This window comes from Pseudomonas sp. FSL R10-1339 (assembly GCF_009600545.1).
In the GTDB taxonomy this organism is placed as follows: domain Bacteria; phylum Pseudomonadota; class Gammaproteobacteria; order Pseudomonadales; family Pseudomonadaceae; genus Aquipseudomonas; species Aquipseudomonas bubulae.
Genome location: NZ_WIVQ01000099.1, coordinates 1 through 17,572, shown reverse-complemented (window position 1 = coordinate 17,572; position 17,572 = coordinate 1). Strand labels below are relative to the sequence as shown.

The 17,572-nt window shown below is 55.1% G+C and carries 11 protein-coding genes; 7 read left to right on the top strand and 4 right to left on the bottom strand.

Annotation, left to right across the window (positions count from 1 at the left end; genetic code table 11):
- Nucleotides 1-540: 540 nt before the first annotated feature.
- The 7 genes from GHO03_RS20515 (at nt 541) to GHO03_RS20485 (ending at nt 13,359) form a co-directional block, all read left to right on the top strand.
- Nucleotides 541-3,297: a DNA methyltransferase gene (locus tag GHO03_RS20515; RefSeq protein ID WP_153400444.1), complete on the top strand. Its 2,757-nt coding sequence runs from the start codon at nt 541-543 to the stop codon at nt 3,295-3,297.
- 19 nt (nt 3,298-3,316) lie between these two features.
- Complete coding sequence (locus GHO03_RS20510; RefSeq protein WP_153400445.1) at nt 3,317-5,389, top strand: DEAD/DEAH box helicase; 2,073 nt, start codon at nt 3,317-3,319, stop codon at nt 5,387-5,389.
- Nucleotides 5,390-5,403: 14 nt separating this feature from the next.
- Entirely contained in the window at nt 5,404-6,651 is a 1,248-nt protein-coding gene (locus tag GHO03_RS20505; protein WP_153400443.1) for a GIY-YIG nuclease family protein, read from the top strand.
- Nucleotides 6,652-7,682: 1,031 nt separating this feature from the next.
- Complete coding sequence (locus tag GHO03_RS20500; protein ID WP_153400442.1) at nt 7,683-8,573, top strand: hypothetical protein; 891 nt, start codon at nt 7,683-7,685, stop codon at nt 8,571-8,573.
- On the top strand, nt 8,570-9,823 hold the full coding sequence (locus tag GHO03_RS20495; RefSeq protein WP_153400441.1) for a hypothetical protein: 1,254 nt from the start codon (nt 8,570-8,572) through the stop codon (nt 9,821-9,823). The genes GHO03_RS20500 and GHO03_RS20495 overlap by 4 nt, the downstream gene beginning before the upstream one ends.
- A 5-nt stretch (nt 9,824-9,828) precedes the next feature.
- Nucleotides 9,829-11,643, top strand: coding sequence for an Hsp70 family protein (locus GHO03_RS20490; RefSeq protein WP_153400440.1), 1,815 nt, complete (start codon nt 9,829-9,831; stop codon nt 11,641-11,643).
- 42 nt (nt 11,644-11,685) lie between these two features.
- Nucleotides 11,686-13,359 (top strand): DUF262 domain-containing protein, encoded by a 1,674-nt coding sequence (locus GHO03_RS20485; RefSeq protein WP_153400439.1) that lies wholly within the window; start codon nt 11,686-11,688, stop codon nt 13,357-13,359.
- A gap of 385 nt (nt 13,360-13,744) precedes the next feature.
- Here the strand turns inward: GHO03_RS20485 and radC are convergent, their stop codons facing one another.
- From radC to GHO03_RS20465, 4 genes are all read right to left on the bottom strand, one after another.
- Nucleotides 13,745-14,242 (bottom strand): DNA repair protein RadC, encoded by a 498-nt coding sequence (radC, locus tag GHO03_RS20480; protein ID WP_153400438.1) that lies wholly within the window; start codon nt 14,240-14,242, stop codon nt 13,745-13,747.
- A gap of 80 nt (nt 14,243-14,322) precedes the next feature.
- Nucleotides 14,323-15,216: a hydrolase or metal-binding protein gene (locus GHO03_RS20475; protein WP_153400437.1), complete on the bottom strand. Its 894-nt coding sequence runs from the start codon at nt 15,214-15,216 to the stop codon at nt 14,323-14,325.
- A 78-nt stretch (nt 15,217-15,294) separates the two neighbouring features.
- Nucleotides 15,295-16,296, bottom strand: a complete 1,002-nt coding sequence (locus GHO03_RS20470; protein ID WP_153400436.1) for a YqaJ viral recombinase family protein — start codon at nt 16,294-16,296, stop codon at nt 15,295-15,297.
- Nucleotides 16,297-16,376: 80 nt separating this feature from the next.
- A complete protein-coding gene (locus tag GHO03_RS20465) occupies nt 16,377-17,345 on the bottom strand; it encodes a DUF932 domain-containing protein (RefSeq protein WP_153400435.1) in 969 nt (322 codons plus the stop codon).
- Nucleotides 17,346-17,572: the final 227 nt, after the last annotated feature.

Sequence of the window (17,572 nt, the reverse complement as noted above, 5' to 3'; positions counted from 1 at the left end):
TCAGCTGTCACCGGTAGAGTTTGAAAAGCGTTACGCAGCGAGCCTGGAGAGTGTCTAGGAAACCCGGGGCGATTCACAGTCCATCATGTCTCGATGGTTTGTACCGCAAGGGATCACGGCCGAGCAGACTTTAGAAGAACTGCTGCCGATATTGGATAACAAGACGTTGTTGCAAGCGAGGTGTGACCTCCGTAAAGAGCTGTAAGAATCTTAATGCTCCAGTTGGTATTCTGCCGACTCATGATCCCAGTGGCTAACTCGTAGCTGTGGGCTAAGCGTATAGCGTTCTTTCAGCGAGCAATTCTGACAATGCGAGCTCCAGTAACGAATGAGCAGTTGGTACTCAAAATCAAGGCCTTGCTGCGCAATCTGAAAACTCAGACCAGTGACGTCGCCAAGCGGTATGGTGTATCGAGAATGATCCTGTACCGGTATGAAGGGACTGTAGCCCTCTGGGTAATGCGACATGACCTGTCGTGTCCTTATGAAGAAATATGAACGCCAAAGCTCTTGGCTAACCGTTGATAAAAGGAAGTAGTCATGTCGATCAACCAGACTCAGCTCTACGACACGCTGCAATCGCTGACCCAGCAAGCAGACGTGAGAGCTGAGTTCATTTATGGCTTTCTGGATGCTTACGGCTTCGCCAAAAGTACGATCACCCAGCTCAGGAACGGCGGCGCTCGTAACGTGGCCAAGATCGCCGGTGATGTTGCGCTGAAAGGCCAGCTCTATTTTCACCCTGTTCAAGCCGGTGAGAGCCTCCACGAAGTAGCGGAGCGCCTCAGGGGTCGTGATGCTATCAAGGCGCAGAAGGTCCGCTTTGTGATTGCCACCGACTTCAAGGAGTTTGTCGCCTATGACCTGAAGGCAGATGAGCGGATGGAAACGCCGTTCACCGAACTGCATCAGCATTACAGCTTTTTCTTGCCGTTGGCGGGCCTGGAGAAGAGTTACATCCACAACGAAAGCGTCGCGGACGTAAAAGCTGCGGAGAAGATGGGGCGTCTGTTCGACTTGATCCGTGAGCGTAACCAGATCACTACCGCTGAGGACGTGCATAGCCTCAATGTCTTCCTGACTCGCCTGTTGTTCTGCTTCTTTGCTGAAGATACCGAGATTTTTGTCAAGCATCAGTTCACCGATGCGATCAAGTCCACCACTCGTGAAGATGGCGAAGACGTGGCGGAGTTCCTTGGCAAGCTGTTCGCGGTCCTGAATTCTCCTGACGCAGGTACCCTGCGTCAGTCGATGCCTGCGCACCTGAAAGCTTTCCCGTATGTAAATGGCGGTTTGTTCGAGCAACTGATGACAATCCCCTCATTCGGGGCCAAATCTCGGCGTCTGCTGTTGGAGTGCGGAACACTGGACTGGTCGCAGATCAATCCGGACATCTTCGGTTCCATGTTCCAGGCAGTGATCGACGAAGAGCAGCGCAGCGCCATGGGCCAGCACTACACCTCTGTGAGTAACATCATGAAGGTCATCAAACCGCTGTTCTTGGACAAGCTGTATTCCGAGTTGGAGCGTTCGCGCAACAGTGAAAAGAAGCTTCAAACGTTGCTGGAGCGTATAGGTCAGATCAAGGTATTCGACCCGGCCTGTGGTTCAGGTAACTTCCTGATCATCGCCTACAAAGAACTACGTCGCTTCGAGATGGAAGTGTTCCGCTCCCTGAACACCGTAAGCAAGCAAAACGTCATCTTCATGACGGGCATCAAGCTGTCGCAGTTCTACGGCATCGAGATCGACGACTTCGCTCACGAAATTGCCCTGCTCTCGCTGTGGTTGGCCGAGCACCAGATGCATCAGGAATTTCAAGCTGCCTTTGGCCATGCTGAGCCGATGCTGCCGCTGAAGACGAGTGGCCATATCGTTCATGACAACAGCTTGTGCGTAGACTGGAACTCGGTTTGCCCGAAGGCGGCCGAGGATGAGGTCTACATAATCGGTAATCCTCCATTCCTTGGAACGACCGGCCGCACTGACGAGCAGTCATCCGATATGAAGGCTGTGTTTAAGGGGTTCAAGTCACTAGGCTACCTTGATCTCGTCGCGTGTTGGTTTTGGAAAGGGGCTCAATACATCAGCAGCAGCAAAGCCGAACTGGCGTTGGTAGCAACTAACTCTATCTGCCAGGGTGAGCAGGCATGCACCCTGTGGCCAACAATTTTCGACCTTGGTTTGAGCATCCATATCGCTTATCAGGCATTTCCGTGGAGTAACAATGCCAAGCAGAACGCTGGTGTCCATGTAGCCGTAATTGGATTGTCGGCCAACCCTGATAAGAAGGTGATCTTCAATCAAATTGCCGAGGGCTGGCACTGCCACGAGGTCAGCAACATCAGCCCCTACCTGACAGAAGGCTCTAATCTGGCCGTACAAAAGCGGCAGAAGCCTTTGATGCCAATTGCTCCAATGATTTACGGGAATAAGCCAACCGATGGAGGTAACCTTATCCTCAATCGTGCCGAGCGCGATGAACTGATTGCTAGAGAACCAGAGGCTGAAAAATGGATGCGCAGGTACTACGGCGCTGACGAGATAATCAAGGGAAAAGAGCGTTGGTGTCTTTGGCTGGTGGATGCAACCGATAATGACATCAAGGTCATGCCTGAGGTGAAAAAGAGGACTCAGGCCATCGCCAAGCTGCGCATTGAGGCGGGGCATCCAGCGGCCTTATTGCGCGCTCAGACTCCGCATCTTTTTATGCAGATTAGCCAGCCAACGACAGGTACCTACATTCTTGTTCCGCGACATTCCAGTGAGGGGCGCGATTACATCCCCATGGGACTGCTCGATCACAAGGCGATTGCCTCGGACGCAGTATTTATTATCCCAAACGGTGGGCTGTACGAATTTGGGATGCTCAATTCAACGATGCATCTTGATTGGATGCGCATCGTTGGCGGTAGGCTGGAAAGCCGATATCGCTACTCAAGCACACTTATCTACAACACTTTTCCATGGCCGGACATCAGCGAGGCACAGCGCAAGCAGATTGAGGTTTTAGCTGAGGACGTGCTGATGACCCGCGAGGACTACCCGGACAAGTCGCTGGCCGATATGTACGATCCAGACACTATGCCTGAGCCGCTCAAGGCTGTACACAAGGTGCTGGACGCAGCAGTGGAGCGCCTCTTCCGTGCGCGTCCGTTCCGGGATGCCTCTGAACGTTTACATCACCTGTTTACCCGTTATGAGGTGCTACTTGAGCAAGAACGCCAGCTGCTGGCTGCTCAAGCTGCGACCAAGAAAATCCGTAAGCCCCGCGCATCCAAGGCTGCTGCCCAATAACTGGAAAGGACTCAAGAGCATGGTTGATTTGCTGAAAGTGGAGTACGCCCAAACGGGCAAGAGCGCAAACTTGAATGAGATGGGAATGCGCGAGATGCAGGCGCGGGCTTTTGCTTCGCGTAACAGTCAGTACCTGTTGTTGAAGGCACCGCCGGCGAGCGGAAAGTCGCGCGCTCTGATGTTTCTGGGGCTCGACAAGCTGGTGAACCAGGGGCTGCGCAAGGTCATCGTCGCGGTGCCGGAGATGTCCATCGGCGCCTCGTTTCGCGACACAGCGCTGACCGAGCATGGTTTCTTTGCGGATTGGTCGGTGCTGCCGGCGAACAACCTGTGCTTGCCGGATGGTGAAGGCTCGAAAGTTGAATCGTTCCGTCGCTTTATGCAAGCGCCTGATGAGCAGATCTTGGTTTGCACCCATGCGACCCTCCGCTTCGCCTTCGAGAAGCTGACCTCAGCCGATTTCAATGACACTCTGGTGGCTATCGATGAGTTCCACCACGTCTCCGTTGATGGCGATAACCGTCTGGGGGCGCTGATTGACTCCCTGATGAAACAGTCCAACGCGCACATCGTTGCGATGACCGGCTCTTACTTCCGGGGTGACACGGTGCCGATCCTACTGCCGGAAGATGAGGTGCAGTTCGACAAGGTGACGTACACCTATTACGAACAACTTAACGGCTATCGTTACCTGAAGTCGCTGGGAATTGGCTATCACTTCTATCAAGGGCGCTATATCGATGCGCTGAAGGACGTCTTGGATAGTCGCAAAAAGACCATCATTCACATCCCGAACGTCAACAGCGGTGAGGCCGCAGTGGGCAAGCATGAGGCGGTCGACCACATACTTGATGTGATGGGAGACGTGCTTCCGCAAGATCTGAACACTGGGATTATCACCGTGAGGCGTCCCGACGGTTCGCTGATGAGGGTGGCCAATTTGGTTGATGACGGTCCGATGCGCACCTTGGTGGTCGAATATTTGCGCAACATCAAGAAGGCGGATGACCTAGATGCTGTGATCGCCCTTGGCATGGCGAAGGAGGGTTTCGATTGGCCGTGGTGCGAGCATGTTTTGACGATCGGCTATCGAAGCTCGATGACAGAAATTGTGCAGATCATCGGCCGTGCCACCCGAGATTCTGAAAATAAAACTCACGCTCAGTTCACTAACCTGATCGCTCAGCCTGACGCTGAGGATGAGGACGTGAAAGTGTCGGTGAACAATATGCTCAAGGCGATCACTTTGTCGCTGCTGATGGAGCAGGTGCTAGCCCCGACCGTCACCTTCAAACCACGCTCGCAGATGAAAGAGGGTGAGAAGGTTGAGCCAGGTACAATCATCATCAATGACGTAACTGCCCCTGTCTCGGATAAAGTCATCAAGATTTTGAATGGCGACAGCGATGACATTATTGCCACGCTAATTCAGAACCCCGAGGTTGGTAAATCATTGGTAGGTGGCGGGGTTGAACCTGAGGTCATCAATGAGAACGAGTTACCAAAAATTATTGAAACGAAATACCCCGACCTGACTCCAGAGGAAGTCGAGCAGGTACGCGAGGGTGTCCTGACCAAAGTATTGATCAGCACTTCTGGTGGACTGTTTGATGAGGCAGACCTCCCTCCGGATGCGGTGATCATTGAATGCGGCAGTACTGCTGATGGCGCATGCCATCCGATAGAGGAGTCTCGCGGTGAGTACGGCACGCAGCTGATCCCTAAGCCCTCCAATCTACCGGAAGGAAATCGGCAGTTTGTGAAAATGGGCGATAAGTTCATCAACATCGAAAACTTGACGATCGACTTGATTGATCAAGTCAACCCATTCTACGGTGCTTACGAAATCCTGTCGAAATCCGTGACTCCTGCAATGCTCAAGACAATTCAGGATGTGGTCGCGGCAGGCCGTATCGACATGACCGACGAAGAAGCGGTGATCCTCTGGCCTCGCATCCTGGCATTTCGCCAAGAGAAAGGACGCGAGCCATCTCTGGTCTCAACTGACCCGATTGAGGTGCGTTATGCTGAGGGGCTGCAGTACATCAAGAAGCGTAAGCGCGAGAAACTTCAGCAACAGCAAGCGGTGTAATTGAGGGCAATGAAATGATCCTTCAGGGTAAAAAGCGCCGCGAGTTGGGTTCGCTGGATGACATTTTTGGCGCGTCGGATGATTTTGGTCTGCTCAACGTTAAGCCACGATCTATTGTGCCTGGTAAATATGACCTGATGGCTTCTCGGTTTGAAGAGGTCAACCAGTTCATTGATCAGAATGCTCACCTGCCGTCCGAGCACGGTGAAAGCCTGTCTGAGCGGCAAATGGCAAAACGCTTGAGGGCTATCGTGGAGGGTGGCGATCACGCCACTCTAGCTGCCCTAGATCGGTACAATGTACTGGCCGGACATGAGCTGGCCAAAATCGTCACGTCTACACCGCCTGTCTCCCCCCAGGACGTGATGAGCATCGACGATATATTGGGTGGTGATGACTTGGGGCTACTCGATTTAGGCGATATGAGTATCCTCGAGATCAAGCACGTGTCGTCTGAAAGGGATATGCCGGATGAGGTAGCACAGCGCACGAAGTGCGAGGACTTCTGGCAGTTTGAGACGATCTTCAAAAACCTGCATGCCGACCTCAAAAGCGGTAAGGCAGAGTCCGTGCGCTTTGCTGAGAACTGGCAGATTACGGTAGGCAACGCGTTCATCCTCAATGGTGTCATGTGCTTTGTGGATGGGGTTGGCGATGAGCACGGGCGTGGTGAGCATAAAGATGCACGGTTGCGGCTGATCTTCGAGAACGGTACAGAGTCGAACATGCTGCGCCGCTCTCTTGGTCGCGCCCTCTACATGGAGGAAACAGGCCGTCGCATCCTGCGTGATCGGGACGATACGTTGGCTGAGGCCTTCCAGGACATCCGCCTGACCCACCGTGACCGGCGCACCGGGGTGATCTATATCGTCAAGTCTATGAGCAACAATCCGGCTCTGGCGCAGTTTTCGCACCTGTACAAAATCGGTTACACCGAACTTACGGTAGACCAGCGGATTCGTAATGCAGAGCGTGATATTGCCTTTCTGGAGGGTCCAGTACAGAAGGTGACAGAGTTCGAGTGTTACAACATGAATCCGCAGCGGTTCGAGTCCCTCGTTCACGGCTTCCTGGCAGTTCAACGACTCAACGTGGATTTGGTCGGAAAGGACGGGAAGTACTATCGCCCACGTGAGTGGTTCGCTGTCTCGTTAGAGGTGGCAAGGGAAGTGATCAGCCGAATCATTGATGGGACAATTACACAGTACCGGATGGACAATACGACAGGGCAAATGGTCAAAAAAAATCGTCAGCTGTCTTGAAGGGGCAGTTGCCGACGAAAGCCATACAGGACATTGCAGGCGTCATGAGCGGCCACACCAGCATGGTCGCCAAGCTGCCAAGCTGCCAAGCTGCCAAGCGATCAAGGCTTGAGTGCTAGGCAGACTTTGAGTGCAAAAAGAAGAAAACGGTATCGAGGCAGTCAGGGCAGCCATTGAGCTGCCCTGACTGCTTCATTGTCTTGCCTCGATTCTGGGGATCGCTTGAGCACGCCATGAAGCAGCAAGTAGGTAAGGACGAATGTGATCAGGATCGCCTTGTTGAGTAGTCCGTAACTCACCAGTGGTCTGTCGCATAAAAAAACCAGGTGCCTAACACCTCAATCCCGGCGACTTGATGGAGATTGTGCTTCCTAGAGAGCGATGGGCCACTGCTGCATTGGCGACTCACTACACTAGGACTTCTCGTATGGAATTTGGCTTACGGGGATGGTCAGCATGGGGGTTGGAGCCAGTCAGGGTCAAAAAGGGGGAGTTACTATTGATCAGCCGACGCGTATTCCCCTGCTGAGCGAATGTCCAATGCCACAACTACGGCAGGGGCGGTGACAAGGCGATGAGATTGGGGTGCGCTATCCGGGGCGGTAATTGCCATGTACAGCTTATGTCGATTTGACATCATGCCTCCCCACGAAACAAAGTGTGCAAAATCTGCTGATAATGGCATTTTCCAAAATCAGCCCCTTCTTCTTTGTGTTCGACTCACAGGAAGAACACAGGCGCGTCCAACAAGTGATGCCATGACCAACCAGCAGACTGCCTGCCGTGAGCTCTAAGCTTGAGGAAAAAGAGGTAAATGGATGACCTGATATCTGAGTTTCATTGACCCTGGAAATTCGGGTGGAAGCGTAATCATTCCCGAGTCACCGCCAGTGGTGATTACGCCAATTGTTTATGAGTGTCCCCGTTGCGTTGCCTGCTTCGAGAGTCTGGAGGAGCGTAGGGATCATTTTTTTGCAGCGCACCCTTTCCGCAAGCCTGCAATTCTGCTGAGGGGAACGGAACTGGGCAGCGTGGGTACGGTTATCGATGAGCCGACCCAAGGCGCCGACTGGTTGTTGGCTAGTTGTGAGAGTGTGTGCCTGAATGGCGAGGCTATAGAGCCTGCGCACCTTTTCAGCCAGCTGGCGGAGTTTCGCCAGGGGTTTCATGTGTTGGAGCTAACCAACCAGGATGCCAGGGAGCGATTCGAGTTGAGCTTCTGCATTTCGGAGCTTCAGGATCTGCTGCACCTCGAGAATGTGTTTCGCATGTTGTTCACCGAAAACGAGCTGAGTGTCGATGACATCCGGCGTTTTGCTGAGGCCTGCTCGTCTCTGGCAACGGCAAAAAACTATCTTGAAGGCGTTTGTCAGTACCTCTACGGAGTGCTGGCCAAGGATCAGCGTGGCGATACACAGCTCAGTCACGCCCAGTACAAGGAGCGTTTCAATCAGGCGCTGGGGGCCCTGCGCTATGTGAACAGACCTATGGCCGGCACGATTCGCGCCATTATCAATTTTTCATGCAACAGCTTTGCGCAGTCGGCGGGCCTGCAACATGCGCCTGAGCTGGCTTCGGCTGCCGGCCGCTTTGCCGTCTGGGCTGGCAAGTCGTCGATAGAGCCTTTGCCTATGGAGTGTAAGGCCCTGACACGCTTACCAATCGATCATGCAACCGATCAATTACTGGACTGGATGACGCTTTCCGCCGAAAGACTGGCTGAGGAGTTGGACGGTCTGCGTCGCGCTTGCAATAGCAGTCTGTGGACAGCGGAGGATCGCACCAAGGCCTCGGTGCTCTGGTTGGAGCATGCTCGTTCGCGCCGGCCCAGTGATGAGGTTCGGCGAATGGCGCGCAGCTTGTTGAATGATCCGATCTTTGCTGCATACGCTGAACAGGTGCTGGAGAACACAACACAATGAATGATGAGAAAAATAAGCCTGTTGGAATACCGGTTTACAGCAAGTCCACCGGATCTATGGATATTCGCCAGCCTGCCAAACGACAAGATGTGTCTACCCAGGTAAGGGCAGAACGGCCCCTTGAAGTCCTGCCTGAGCCGGAAACGGAAGGAGTTGTTTTACCTGTGCTTGAGGCAACAGCCTCTGTTACCCAAGAAACTCCCACGAAAAGCCGTTCGGGCGTGGCGAAAAGCAAGGATAAAGAGAAGGATCAAAGGGTTGAGAGCCTGGCCGATTTCATAGCTCATTTTTATATGGGAAAAACCAAATCTCTGGGTGATTCGACGCTGCGCAAAGTGGTGAAAAACTCGCGTATTGAGGACGTCAGGCGCCACGAGCTTTTGGCATTGGCGGAGGAAAATGACCCCACTTTGGAAAAAAGCCTCAACCTGATGCTGCTGGCTACGGATTTGAGTGGGTACCGGAGCATCGAAGATCAGTTGCGTTTTTTTGCCGCCGAGATTGGGCGAAGGGTACGGGGGCAAGGCAAGCTTTCTTTGGAAAGTTGGTTGCCGAGGTCTTCGGAAGAGGGCCTGGGGTGGATGGCAGTAGCCGTCGAAGCGCGAGAGGTAATGCAGACGGTAGCAGTAGCGGAAACCCTAGTCGCCGACAAAAAAAAGGCACTGAAGCGCTTAGAGTGTGGTTTCTATCTGGCCTGCCAATGGCACCTCTATTTGGGGGCTGCCCCGCGCGAATTGGTGGGTGTTGTGCGTCGGCACATCTTTGAGCCCAAGGAGCTCTATCGCGAACGTGGCGATGGTTTGATCCGTCTATTGGCCAGCCAGCCATTTGCGGACGCTCCTGGCTTGGCCTGGCTGTTGGACGATCAGGCCCGACAGATTCAGCAGGCGGACGCGCGAGCCGATCAGTTGCAGCGTGAATTGCGTCAGCTGGAGGCTTCCAAAGCTCAAACTGAGAAAGAGCTCAAGGCGCGTGAAGCCCTGCTGGGCGAGCAGGGGGACCGGCTGTGCGAGTTGCAGGCGCAGCTAGAGGCCGTGAAGGAGCAGTCACGTGTCCAGAGTGTGCATTCGAATGACGATCTGTCGCGTTTGCGCGGTCAGATCTTGCGGCTGTTTGATAGTGAGCTGCCTGTACTCCAGGATGTGCTGACTGCACTGGATCGCGAACCACCCAAGGTCGGGGTGGCACGAGAGTATTTGGGCAGTGTGGTCGATAACCTGGGCAAAGAAATCAGTCGTATCAAGGGATAGTAACGATGGCGATCTACGGTTTTGACTTTGGCACCACGAACAGTCTTGTCTCGGTAATCGAAGGTGATCGGTGTATTTCGTTTACTGATAACGGTCTGCCGCATCCATCTGTGGTGTGCTATGAAGGCGATGAGGTGGTCGTTGGTCGTAAGGCGCGGGAGCGTCTGGCGACCGCAGGACTTGGTGTGATCGGCAATGTGGTGCGTTCGCCTAAAACCCTGCTGGGCAAGCATTCGGTATACGTTGATGGTGTGAGCCGTAGCCCACGGCAAATGGTGGCGGACATCGTCCGCTTTGTAGCGGAACACGCTAGCGACGAGCGACAGGCGGACTACAGCCGAGCAGTGGTGACTATTCCGGTCGATATGAGCGGTGAGCGACGGCGTGATCTGCGTGAGGCGTTTCGTCTGGCAGGAATAACTATCGATCAATTTGTGCATGAGCCGCTTGCCGCGCTCTATGGACATTTACGCACGCAGCCTGACTTTGCCAGTGAAATCCGTCGATTGGATCGCCAGTACATGCTGGTCTTTGACTGGGGTGGTGGCACTCTCGACCTGACCTTGTGTCGGCTGGTCGATGGCTACCTCGTACAGATCGCCAACCACGGTTGCAGTCATCTGGGCGGTGATGTCATCGATGAGTCGATCATGAACGAGGTGGTGCTCCGCCACTGTGTGAAACATGCTCAATTGGGCAGTGTTGACGTTGCAGTCGATGCCCAGAAGCGTCTCTTGGCTCGTGCGGAGCGGGCGAAGATCGAACTGTCGATCAAGAGCCAGGCGCAGATTTATGTGCCGAACTACTTCCGAACGGAGAAGGTAGATCCCGACCTTGACTACGTTCTGCCGCGGGATGAGCTCGAAGAGATTGTCTGCGCGAAATTGACGGAGGGGCTGCAGATGATTGGCGCCCTGCTCAAGTCTGTGGATTTCGAGCCGGCCGATATCAGTCTGTGCTTGGCTACGGGCGGCATGGTCAACATGCCATTGATCAAGACGCGGCTGTTGGAAATGTTCGGCCCGCAACGGCTTTGCGTATCAGATCGGGGGCAGCTGATCATTTCCCAGGGAGCAGCCTGGATTGCACATGACCGGGCCAATCTCTTATTGGCTAAGAACATCGAGCTGGCACTGGCTCGTGGCACAAGGCATGTGGCAATCAAGGCAGGCTCGGAAATGCCTCGTGAAGGGGGGATTCAGAAGACCGAGACCCTGAACCTCTATTGCACCGACCCCCGAGATGGTGTGGCAAAGCTCCAACTCGAAGTACCTGCTCGCCGGCATGGTCGACATGTGCAGTCCAGTGATGCGCGCAACAGCCTGGCCAATCTCAACGTCAAGGTGGACGAGAAGAGCACACGGCTATTCGAACGGGTCGAGCTGAATATGCGGGTGGACGAGAATCTCATTCTCAAAGTTGAGGCCCGATCAACCGTCGCCAACGATTACGATGCAACGGAGGTTCACAACTTGGAGTTCGGTTTGAGCCTGGGAGGGATGGAGAGCATTGGCCATGAGACGGGAGGGGCTCTTCTAAAAAAGCCTGAAGACCGAAGCGGTAAGCCGGAGCGTAAAGGCGCTGTGCTGCTTCGGTCGAATTTGGCCCTTAGAGAGGATGCCTCTCTGGTGCCTGGTGAGTACCTGAATGAGGTACAGGAGGCTAAGCCCTATAGTCTCTTTTCACTGACGCCACTGCAGGTAAAGGAACAGCTCTACTACAGCCCTTGCAGCGGTTGTGGTCGGCGTAGCAATGATCCGCTATGCGAATGTAGCAGCGGTAAGACGGGGAACATACGGCGCGTAATTTTTCACTTTTGAATTTGCCCCGACGTTGCGGGGTATGACTAGCGAGCGATACAGATGAGCAAGAAAATTAGTGGCGCCGAGTACCCGTTGGCGAAGATATTCAGTTCCGAGTTCGATTATGTGATCCCGCCGTATCAGCGACCTTATGCCTGGACCCGGGATCAGGCGGGCGAGCTGTTCGACGATCTGTACGACTTCTTTGAAAAGGAGCCTGAGGACAGTTACTTCCTGGGTTCCATTGTCCTTATCAAGGATGAAGGAAAGCCGCAGGCCGAAGTAATCGATGGTCAGCAGCGTTTGACCACGTTGACCATTCTGCTGGCTACCCTCACTTCGTTGTTGGCCGGGGACAGTCGTTCCGATTTTCAGCGCTTTATCCGTGAGCCGGGAAGTGTGGCTCAGCAGTTGGCGGCCAAGCCGCGTTTGGCGCTGCGTGAGCGGGACCGCGCTTTCTTTGTGCAGTATGTGCAAGAGCTCCAGTTCGCAGATCTGGCGAAGATTGATCCGGCACAATTGGGCAATGAGTCGCAGCGCAACATACAGGCCAATGCTCGTCTGCTCCTGGAACGCTTGGCAGAAAAATTCGCGAGTGATGAGTCGCACCTCATTACTTTTGGTTCCTTCCTAGTGATGCGCTGCTTCTTGGTGGCGGTAACTACTCCGAGCCAGCAGTCAGCATTCCGGGTTTTTTCAGTATTGAACAATCGGGGTCTGGATCTGCTGCCCACGGACATCATCAAGGCGGAGGTGATCGGAAAACTGTCAGAGAGCAAGCGCGAGGCTTTCAATGACCGCTGGGAGGATCTGGAGGTCGCCACCGGGCGTGATGGCTTTAACGAGCTGTTCGGGCATATCCGCATGATTTACGCCCGTTTCAAGGCGCGGAGGATGCTGCTGGAAGAGTTCCGCGACCATGTTCTTAGCAAAGTGGAGTCATCTGAAGCGCTTATCGAGCAGGTGGTCGCCCCCTATGCCGAGGCGTATCTGATAGCGAAGAGCGCCCAGTACGTGTCTTCCTCGGCTGCCGACAAGATCAACGAGCTATTCACTTGGCTAAACCGGATCGACAACTCCGACTGGGTGCCTGTGGCGATTGCGTTTTTGGCACGTCACGGTGGCGATGCAAATACGGTGCTGGACTTCGTCACTCGGCTGGAGCGCCTGGCGGCCTACCTGCATATCACCGCCAAAAATGTGAACCAGCGGATCGAGCGCTATGCTCTGGTATTGGAGGATCTCCTCAACAGCACGCTGGATGACCGTATTGAACTAGCACCGGTAGAGTGTGCCGATATGCTCCGGGCTCTGGATGGCAACGTCTACGAAATGACCGCTCGCCGGCGCAACTACGTGATTCTACGTCTGGACTCTTTTATGTCCGCTATGTCGGCCAACTACGCGCCCAATGTGCTGACTATCGAGCATGTCCTACCGCAGACAGTCGATCCGGGCAGTGAGTGGGCGCGAACCTGGCCAGATGTCGATGATCGTGCACGCTGGCTGCATCGTCTAGCCAATTTGGTTCCGCTGACACGGGCGCGTAACTCCAAGGCGCTGAATTATGACTTCGACAGAAAGAAGTCGGCCTATTTTTCCGGTAGCAGCGGCGTTAACGCCTATGCCTTGACTAGCCAGGTTCTGCACGAGGCTGAGTGGACGCCTGTAGTTGCGGAACGTCGCCAGCAAAGCATGCTTGAGATACTTAGGTTGAGCTGGCGTCTAGTGTAATGGGGTGCACCACCTGCAAACGAGAACAATGTATTAGCCTCCATCGAGCCATTGAAGGTAGCTGCGCAAAGGTTTTTGAACGGCTGTCCGCGCTTTCGATCCTCGATCGTAGAATACGTGGCGCTTGCTCTGCGGATAGCGAAGGTGGTGTAGATGTTGACGATGACGCTGGCCTCTATCGGATCGAAGTCAACGAAGGACCAGATTCTATCAGGACGCGCGGGATGCTTTTTTGAAGGCAATAGTTGAGTGATTATGGGGATGGAAGTGTTGAGGCTTATTTTGTTCAAATAAAAATTAAGATTAGAGGAACGGTATTCCTCTGGATCGAATGGCTTGATTAGCCATTCGATCCAGAGGAGGTATTTCTGATCATTATTAACCGCTACAGGTAACCCCGCTCAGCCAACGACACACAGCCCTCATACCCCACGACAACATGATCCAATATCCGGGTACCGATCATATTGAGAGCGTTCTTGAGGGTTGTGGTCAGCGAACGATCGGCTTGGCTAGGCTCTGGGTCGCCGGAGGGATGGTTGTGAACCAGAATCACTGCCGCGGCATTGTGCTCCAGGGCGATCCTGACCACCTCACGGGGGTACACGCTGGCACCATCCAGCGAGCCTCTGAACAGCTCCCGAAACCCTATAACCCTGTGTTTGGTATCGAGCAGTAGCAAAGCAAAGACTTCGTACTCATGGTATTGCAGCAGTGTTTGTAGATGGCTGAATACTTGCTTCGGCTCAGTCAAGGTCCGTCCTTTAGACAGACGACTCATCGCCAGTTGTTGTGCCATCTGCAGGATGTCAGCTTCGGTGACCGGGGATTCCATGACATAGGTACCGGTCTCTTCACCGGCTCTGAGCTTGTGATATTTCATGGGGACTCTCCTGCGTTGGAAGACCTTGGGTCATGTTGGAAGTTTGATCAGTGGGCGCGAGCGGAGTGGTCACTGCCGCTTTAGAGGGATTTAGATTCCAGCTTTTGTGCCAGTGAGGTTTTGGCCGGGGCCGCTGGTTTGGGTGCTGCTTCTTCCTTGCCGGGCTGATCTTCAGCTGCGGGGAAGAACTCCTCGACGATGGCGCCGGTGTCCTCCTCACTGTCTTCAAAGGCCCCATTGTTAAACCCCTGCCGGGCCGCGTGATCCAAGGCGCTCTGATCAAAGCCCGAAGCTTGTCGGGTTTCCTCCAGCTGTTTGGCTGCCAGCAAGGCATCTTCAATACTCAGGCCGTTGCGCACCGTGATGTCCACGTAGAAGATCGGCGTGCCATGGCTCTGCCGGGTGGACTTACCGCGCAGGCGTAGCTCCAGTGGCAGGCAGGCCAGGCGGTTGCCGGAGATGGCCTGGAAATTCTGCAGGCGTGCCGCCAGGGTACGGATGCTGTTGAACCCGGTGGTGCGGAAGACAAAACTACCCAACGGATCGTCGGCACCAATCACCACGTTCAGCCGGCCATAAGGCTTGCAGGCATTGCCTTGGGCCAGTGAGCAACCATCCGGTGAAGGGCAGGGCAGCGACTGGATGCCGTCCTTGGTTAAGCGCTTGCAGGTCTCACCATTGCCGACGCACAAAGGCCGGCCGGTGGTGCGGTCGAATAGGCTGTAATCGGCGCGAAAATTCAGATCTGGCTCGTTGAACAGCAAGCGGATCGGAATGCTGCGCAGTTTGCCGTCCTGGCCATTACGCAGTTCCTCATTGAGCGGGTGCAGCAGCCAGCCGTCGCGGCTTTGTACTTGCGAGGTAAGGGTGAACTGATCGTCTTTCTCGGGCATACGCTTGCCGTTTTTCTCGACGACCTTGCCGATGGAAATACGCCCGAGTACCGGAGGGGTGATCGCTAAACCTTTGAGCATGGCGGTTATCCTTGATCTGGAAATAAAAAAGCCACTAGGACGTAAATGGTCCTGGTGGCTTGGGTGGCGAGGAATGTCTCAGCTGATCAAAAAGCGACGACTGCCTGTTTTGATCTTGGGGTAGCGGGCCTGCAGGTCGGGTTTATCCTTGAGCATCTGCTCGACGTCGAGCATGGTGCTGTCCTTGGACTTTTTCCAACTGATGTAGCCCTCAGTAAACTCTGCACGGGTGGCTACGCCCATGGCCTGTTGTAGGACTTGCTTGAGTTGCGCCTCACGGGTTTCCTGCTGGGCAATGCTCTGGCGAACAGCCTTGAGCTCCAGGTCGGTGGTGGCCAGCTCCGCGTGATGGCTGAAATCCAGGATCTGACCGTTGTCCTCGGGGTAAAGGCAGCGCAACGCCGCTTCGGCTGAGGCCGTACCGTCGGCCGGTGGTGGGGTGTCACTGACCACGAAATCCCAGAACAGCCGCTCCAGGTCGATCAGCCGAGCAATCATCGACTCGTCTCGTTCGATGCGATGGATCTCCAGGTGCTGACCACCGAGCAGCACCGCCACATCGGCCGCTTGCTTGCCAGTCACGGCCAACTGGTGCATCACTTGTAACTGCACATACTCCGGCACGCCCTCTTTCCAGAGGCGCGCGCCGTTTATGCCAGCAGTTTTACATTCAAGGATCTGCACATCCTCAGCGCTGATAACCTCGCGGTCGATGTTGGCCAGCATCCAGGGCAGTTTAGGATCTGGATGCTGCAGCACGGCATTGATACGTCGTACCCGGTTGCCGCTGCGCTTGCTGTAATGCCAGGCGACGATGGGCTCCAGCACATTGCCCCAGTAGGCTGGACTCTCTTCGTCCTGCGGGTCGAGCTTGGGCAGTGACGTATCACGACCGGTTTTCTCCAGCCACAGTTCCAGCTGCGACTTGTAGGGATTCAGGCCGACCGCGGCGGCTGCATCCGAGCTGCCGATACCCTGTTTGCGCACCGCCAGCCAATCTTCACGAGGTAACTCTTTGGTTCTGATCAGGCGCAGTGCCGGGCGAGACCTGCCAGTGCTGCTCAACGGAGAAGCTTTCATAGCGTTCACCTTGCGAACATAAAACGCCCGACCAGCGACAAGGCTGGTCAGGCGTTATAGGGTGGAAAGACGTTAAGCGGTCAGGCGACCAGTTGTAGGGCTGTGTCGAGGGCGCGTTGCTTGATCTGCGCTCCTTGACCGAACCAGGCCGAGTCCATGCGGTATTCATTGCTGCGGGCACGGCGTTCGTGGTCGACGTACTCGGTCACCGCGTTGAGCAGACCCCAGGCGGTGCCGTTGGCAGAGATCAGCTGACTACCACGGCCACGACCCTCGTACAGCTCCTGGACCTTGCGCAGAGCACGTTCGTTGGGCAGTACTTCCGGCAAAGTGGCGGTCGGATTGGTTTCGCAGAGCACGTTCATAAAGAAGCCCAGCGCTTCATGCCATTGCACCTTGCGCTCGGCCAGCATGCGCATGCGGTACATGAAATCGTCCCATTGCGAGACCGCGATACCGAGCTGCTTCTTAACTGCCTTTGGATCGAAACGAGTGTTGTGTGGCACCTTGATCGCCCGGCTGGTGCCATCTAGGGCGATGGTCAGGGTGTTGTTGCACACGACGCGCACGGTGGTTGGGGTTGCCGTGGTGGCCAGCGTGCCGTCGCAAGAGGTGGCCAGCAGAAGGTAGCCGTTGACCTGGTCGTTACCCTTGAGCGCTGCGCCTTGCCCGGTACGCGCCAGCGCCCAGAACTTGCGTCCGCCCTTGAGCACGCCAGCCGTTTCCAGCTCGTAGCCGGAGACCTCGGTAAGATCTCGGTAAAACTCCAGTACCTCACGCGGCTGCACGGTGTGGTAGCGTTGAGAGACCACAGACAGGGGTGCCTTGGTGTCGGAGCGGAAGAGCACCTTCTGCTCCGGGAAGGAGTGGATGGCACCCAAGTGACCGACCGCATCCGACTTGAAGTGCACAGGGCTTTCCTGGATCTGCCAGTCCATACCGGCTTCGCGTTGCCAGACTTCGAGTGGTTGCTTCTGTGTGAGCTGATTACCCAGGCCATGCCAGGGAGCAGCGCCAGCGTAGGCCATAGTTTCGACGAGATGAGCCATGGTTGAGGTTCCTTTGGGTGCAAGCCGGCATAAAGCGCCGCGCACTGCGCAGCACCGTCCCGACGATATGGATAGAAAGAAATGGTACGGCCAGATCAGGCCGGCAGGTTGAAGCGGTGACCGCAGAGCAGGCAGAGGTTGTGGGCCAGGACGTGGCGGTCGAGCGACTCGCCTAACTGAGCGCCGAGCGCGCAGCCGCCCACGCCACCGGCCAGGCCGCCTAGGAT

Bases quoted from the DNA above. Each gene is read 5' to 3' on its own strand.
- GHO03_RS20515 (WP_153400444.1), top strand. From the start codon at position 541: ATGTCGATCAACCAGACTCAGCTCTACGACACGCTGCAATCGCTGACC.
- GHO03_RS20465 (WP_153400435.1), bottom strand. From the start codon at position 17,345: ATGGCTCATCTCGTCGAAACTATGGCCTACGCTGGCGCTGCTCCCTGG.
- GHO03_RS20485 (WP_153400439.1), top strand. From the start codon at position 11,686: ATGAGCAAGAAAATTAGTGGCGCCGAGTACCCGTTGGCGAAGATATTC.
- GHO03_RS20495 (WP_153400441.1), top strand. From the start codon at position 8,570: ATGAATGATGAGAAAAATAAGCCTGTTGGAATACCGGTTTACAGCAAG.
- radC (WP_153400438.1), bottom strand. From the start codon at position 14,242: ATGAAATATCACAAGCTCAGAGCCGGTGAAGAGACCGGTACCTATGTC.
- GHO03_RS20505 (WP_153400443.1), top strand. From the start codon at position 5,404: ATGATCCTTCAGGGTAAAAAGCGCCGCGAGTTGGGTTCGCTGGATGAC.
- GHO03_RS20490 (WP_153400440.1), top strand. From the start codon at position 9,829: ATGGCGATCTACGGTTTTGACTTTGGCACCACGAACAGTCTTGTCTCG.
- GHO03_RS20470 (WP_153400436.1), bottom strand. From the start codon at position 16,296: ATGAAAGCTTCTCCGTTGAGCAGCACTGGCAGGTCTCGCCCGGCACTG.
- GHO03_RS20475 (WP_153400437.1), bottom strand. From the start codon at position 15,216: ATGCTCAAAGGTTTAGCGATCACCCCTCCGGTACTCGGGCGTATTTCC.
- GHO03_RS20510 (WP_153400445.1), top strand. From the start codon at position 3,317: ATGGTTGATTTGCTGAAAGTGGAGTACGCCCAAACGGGCAAGAGCGCA.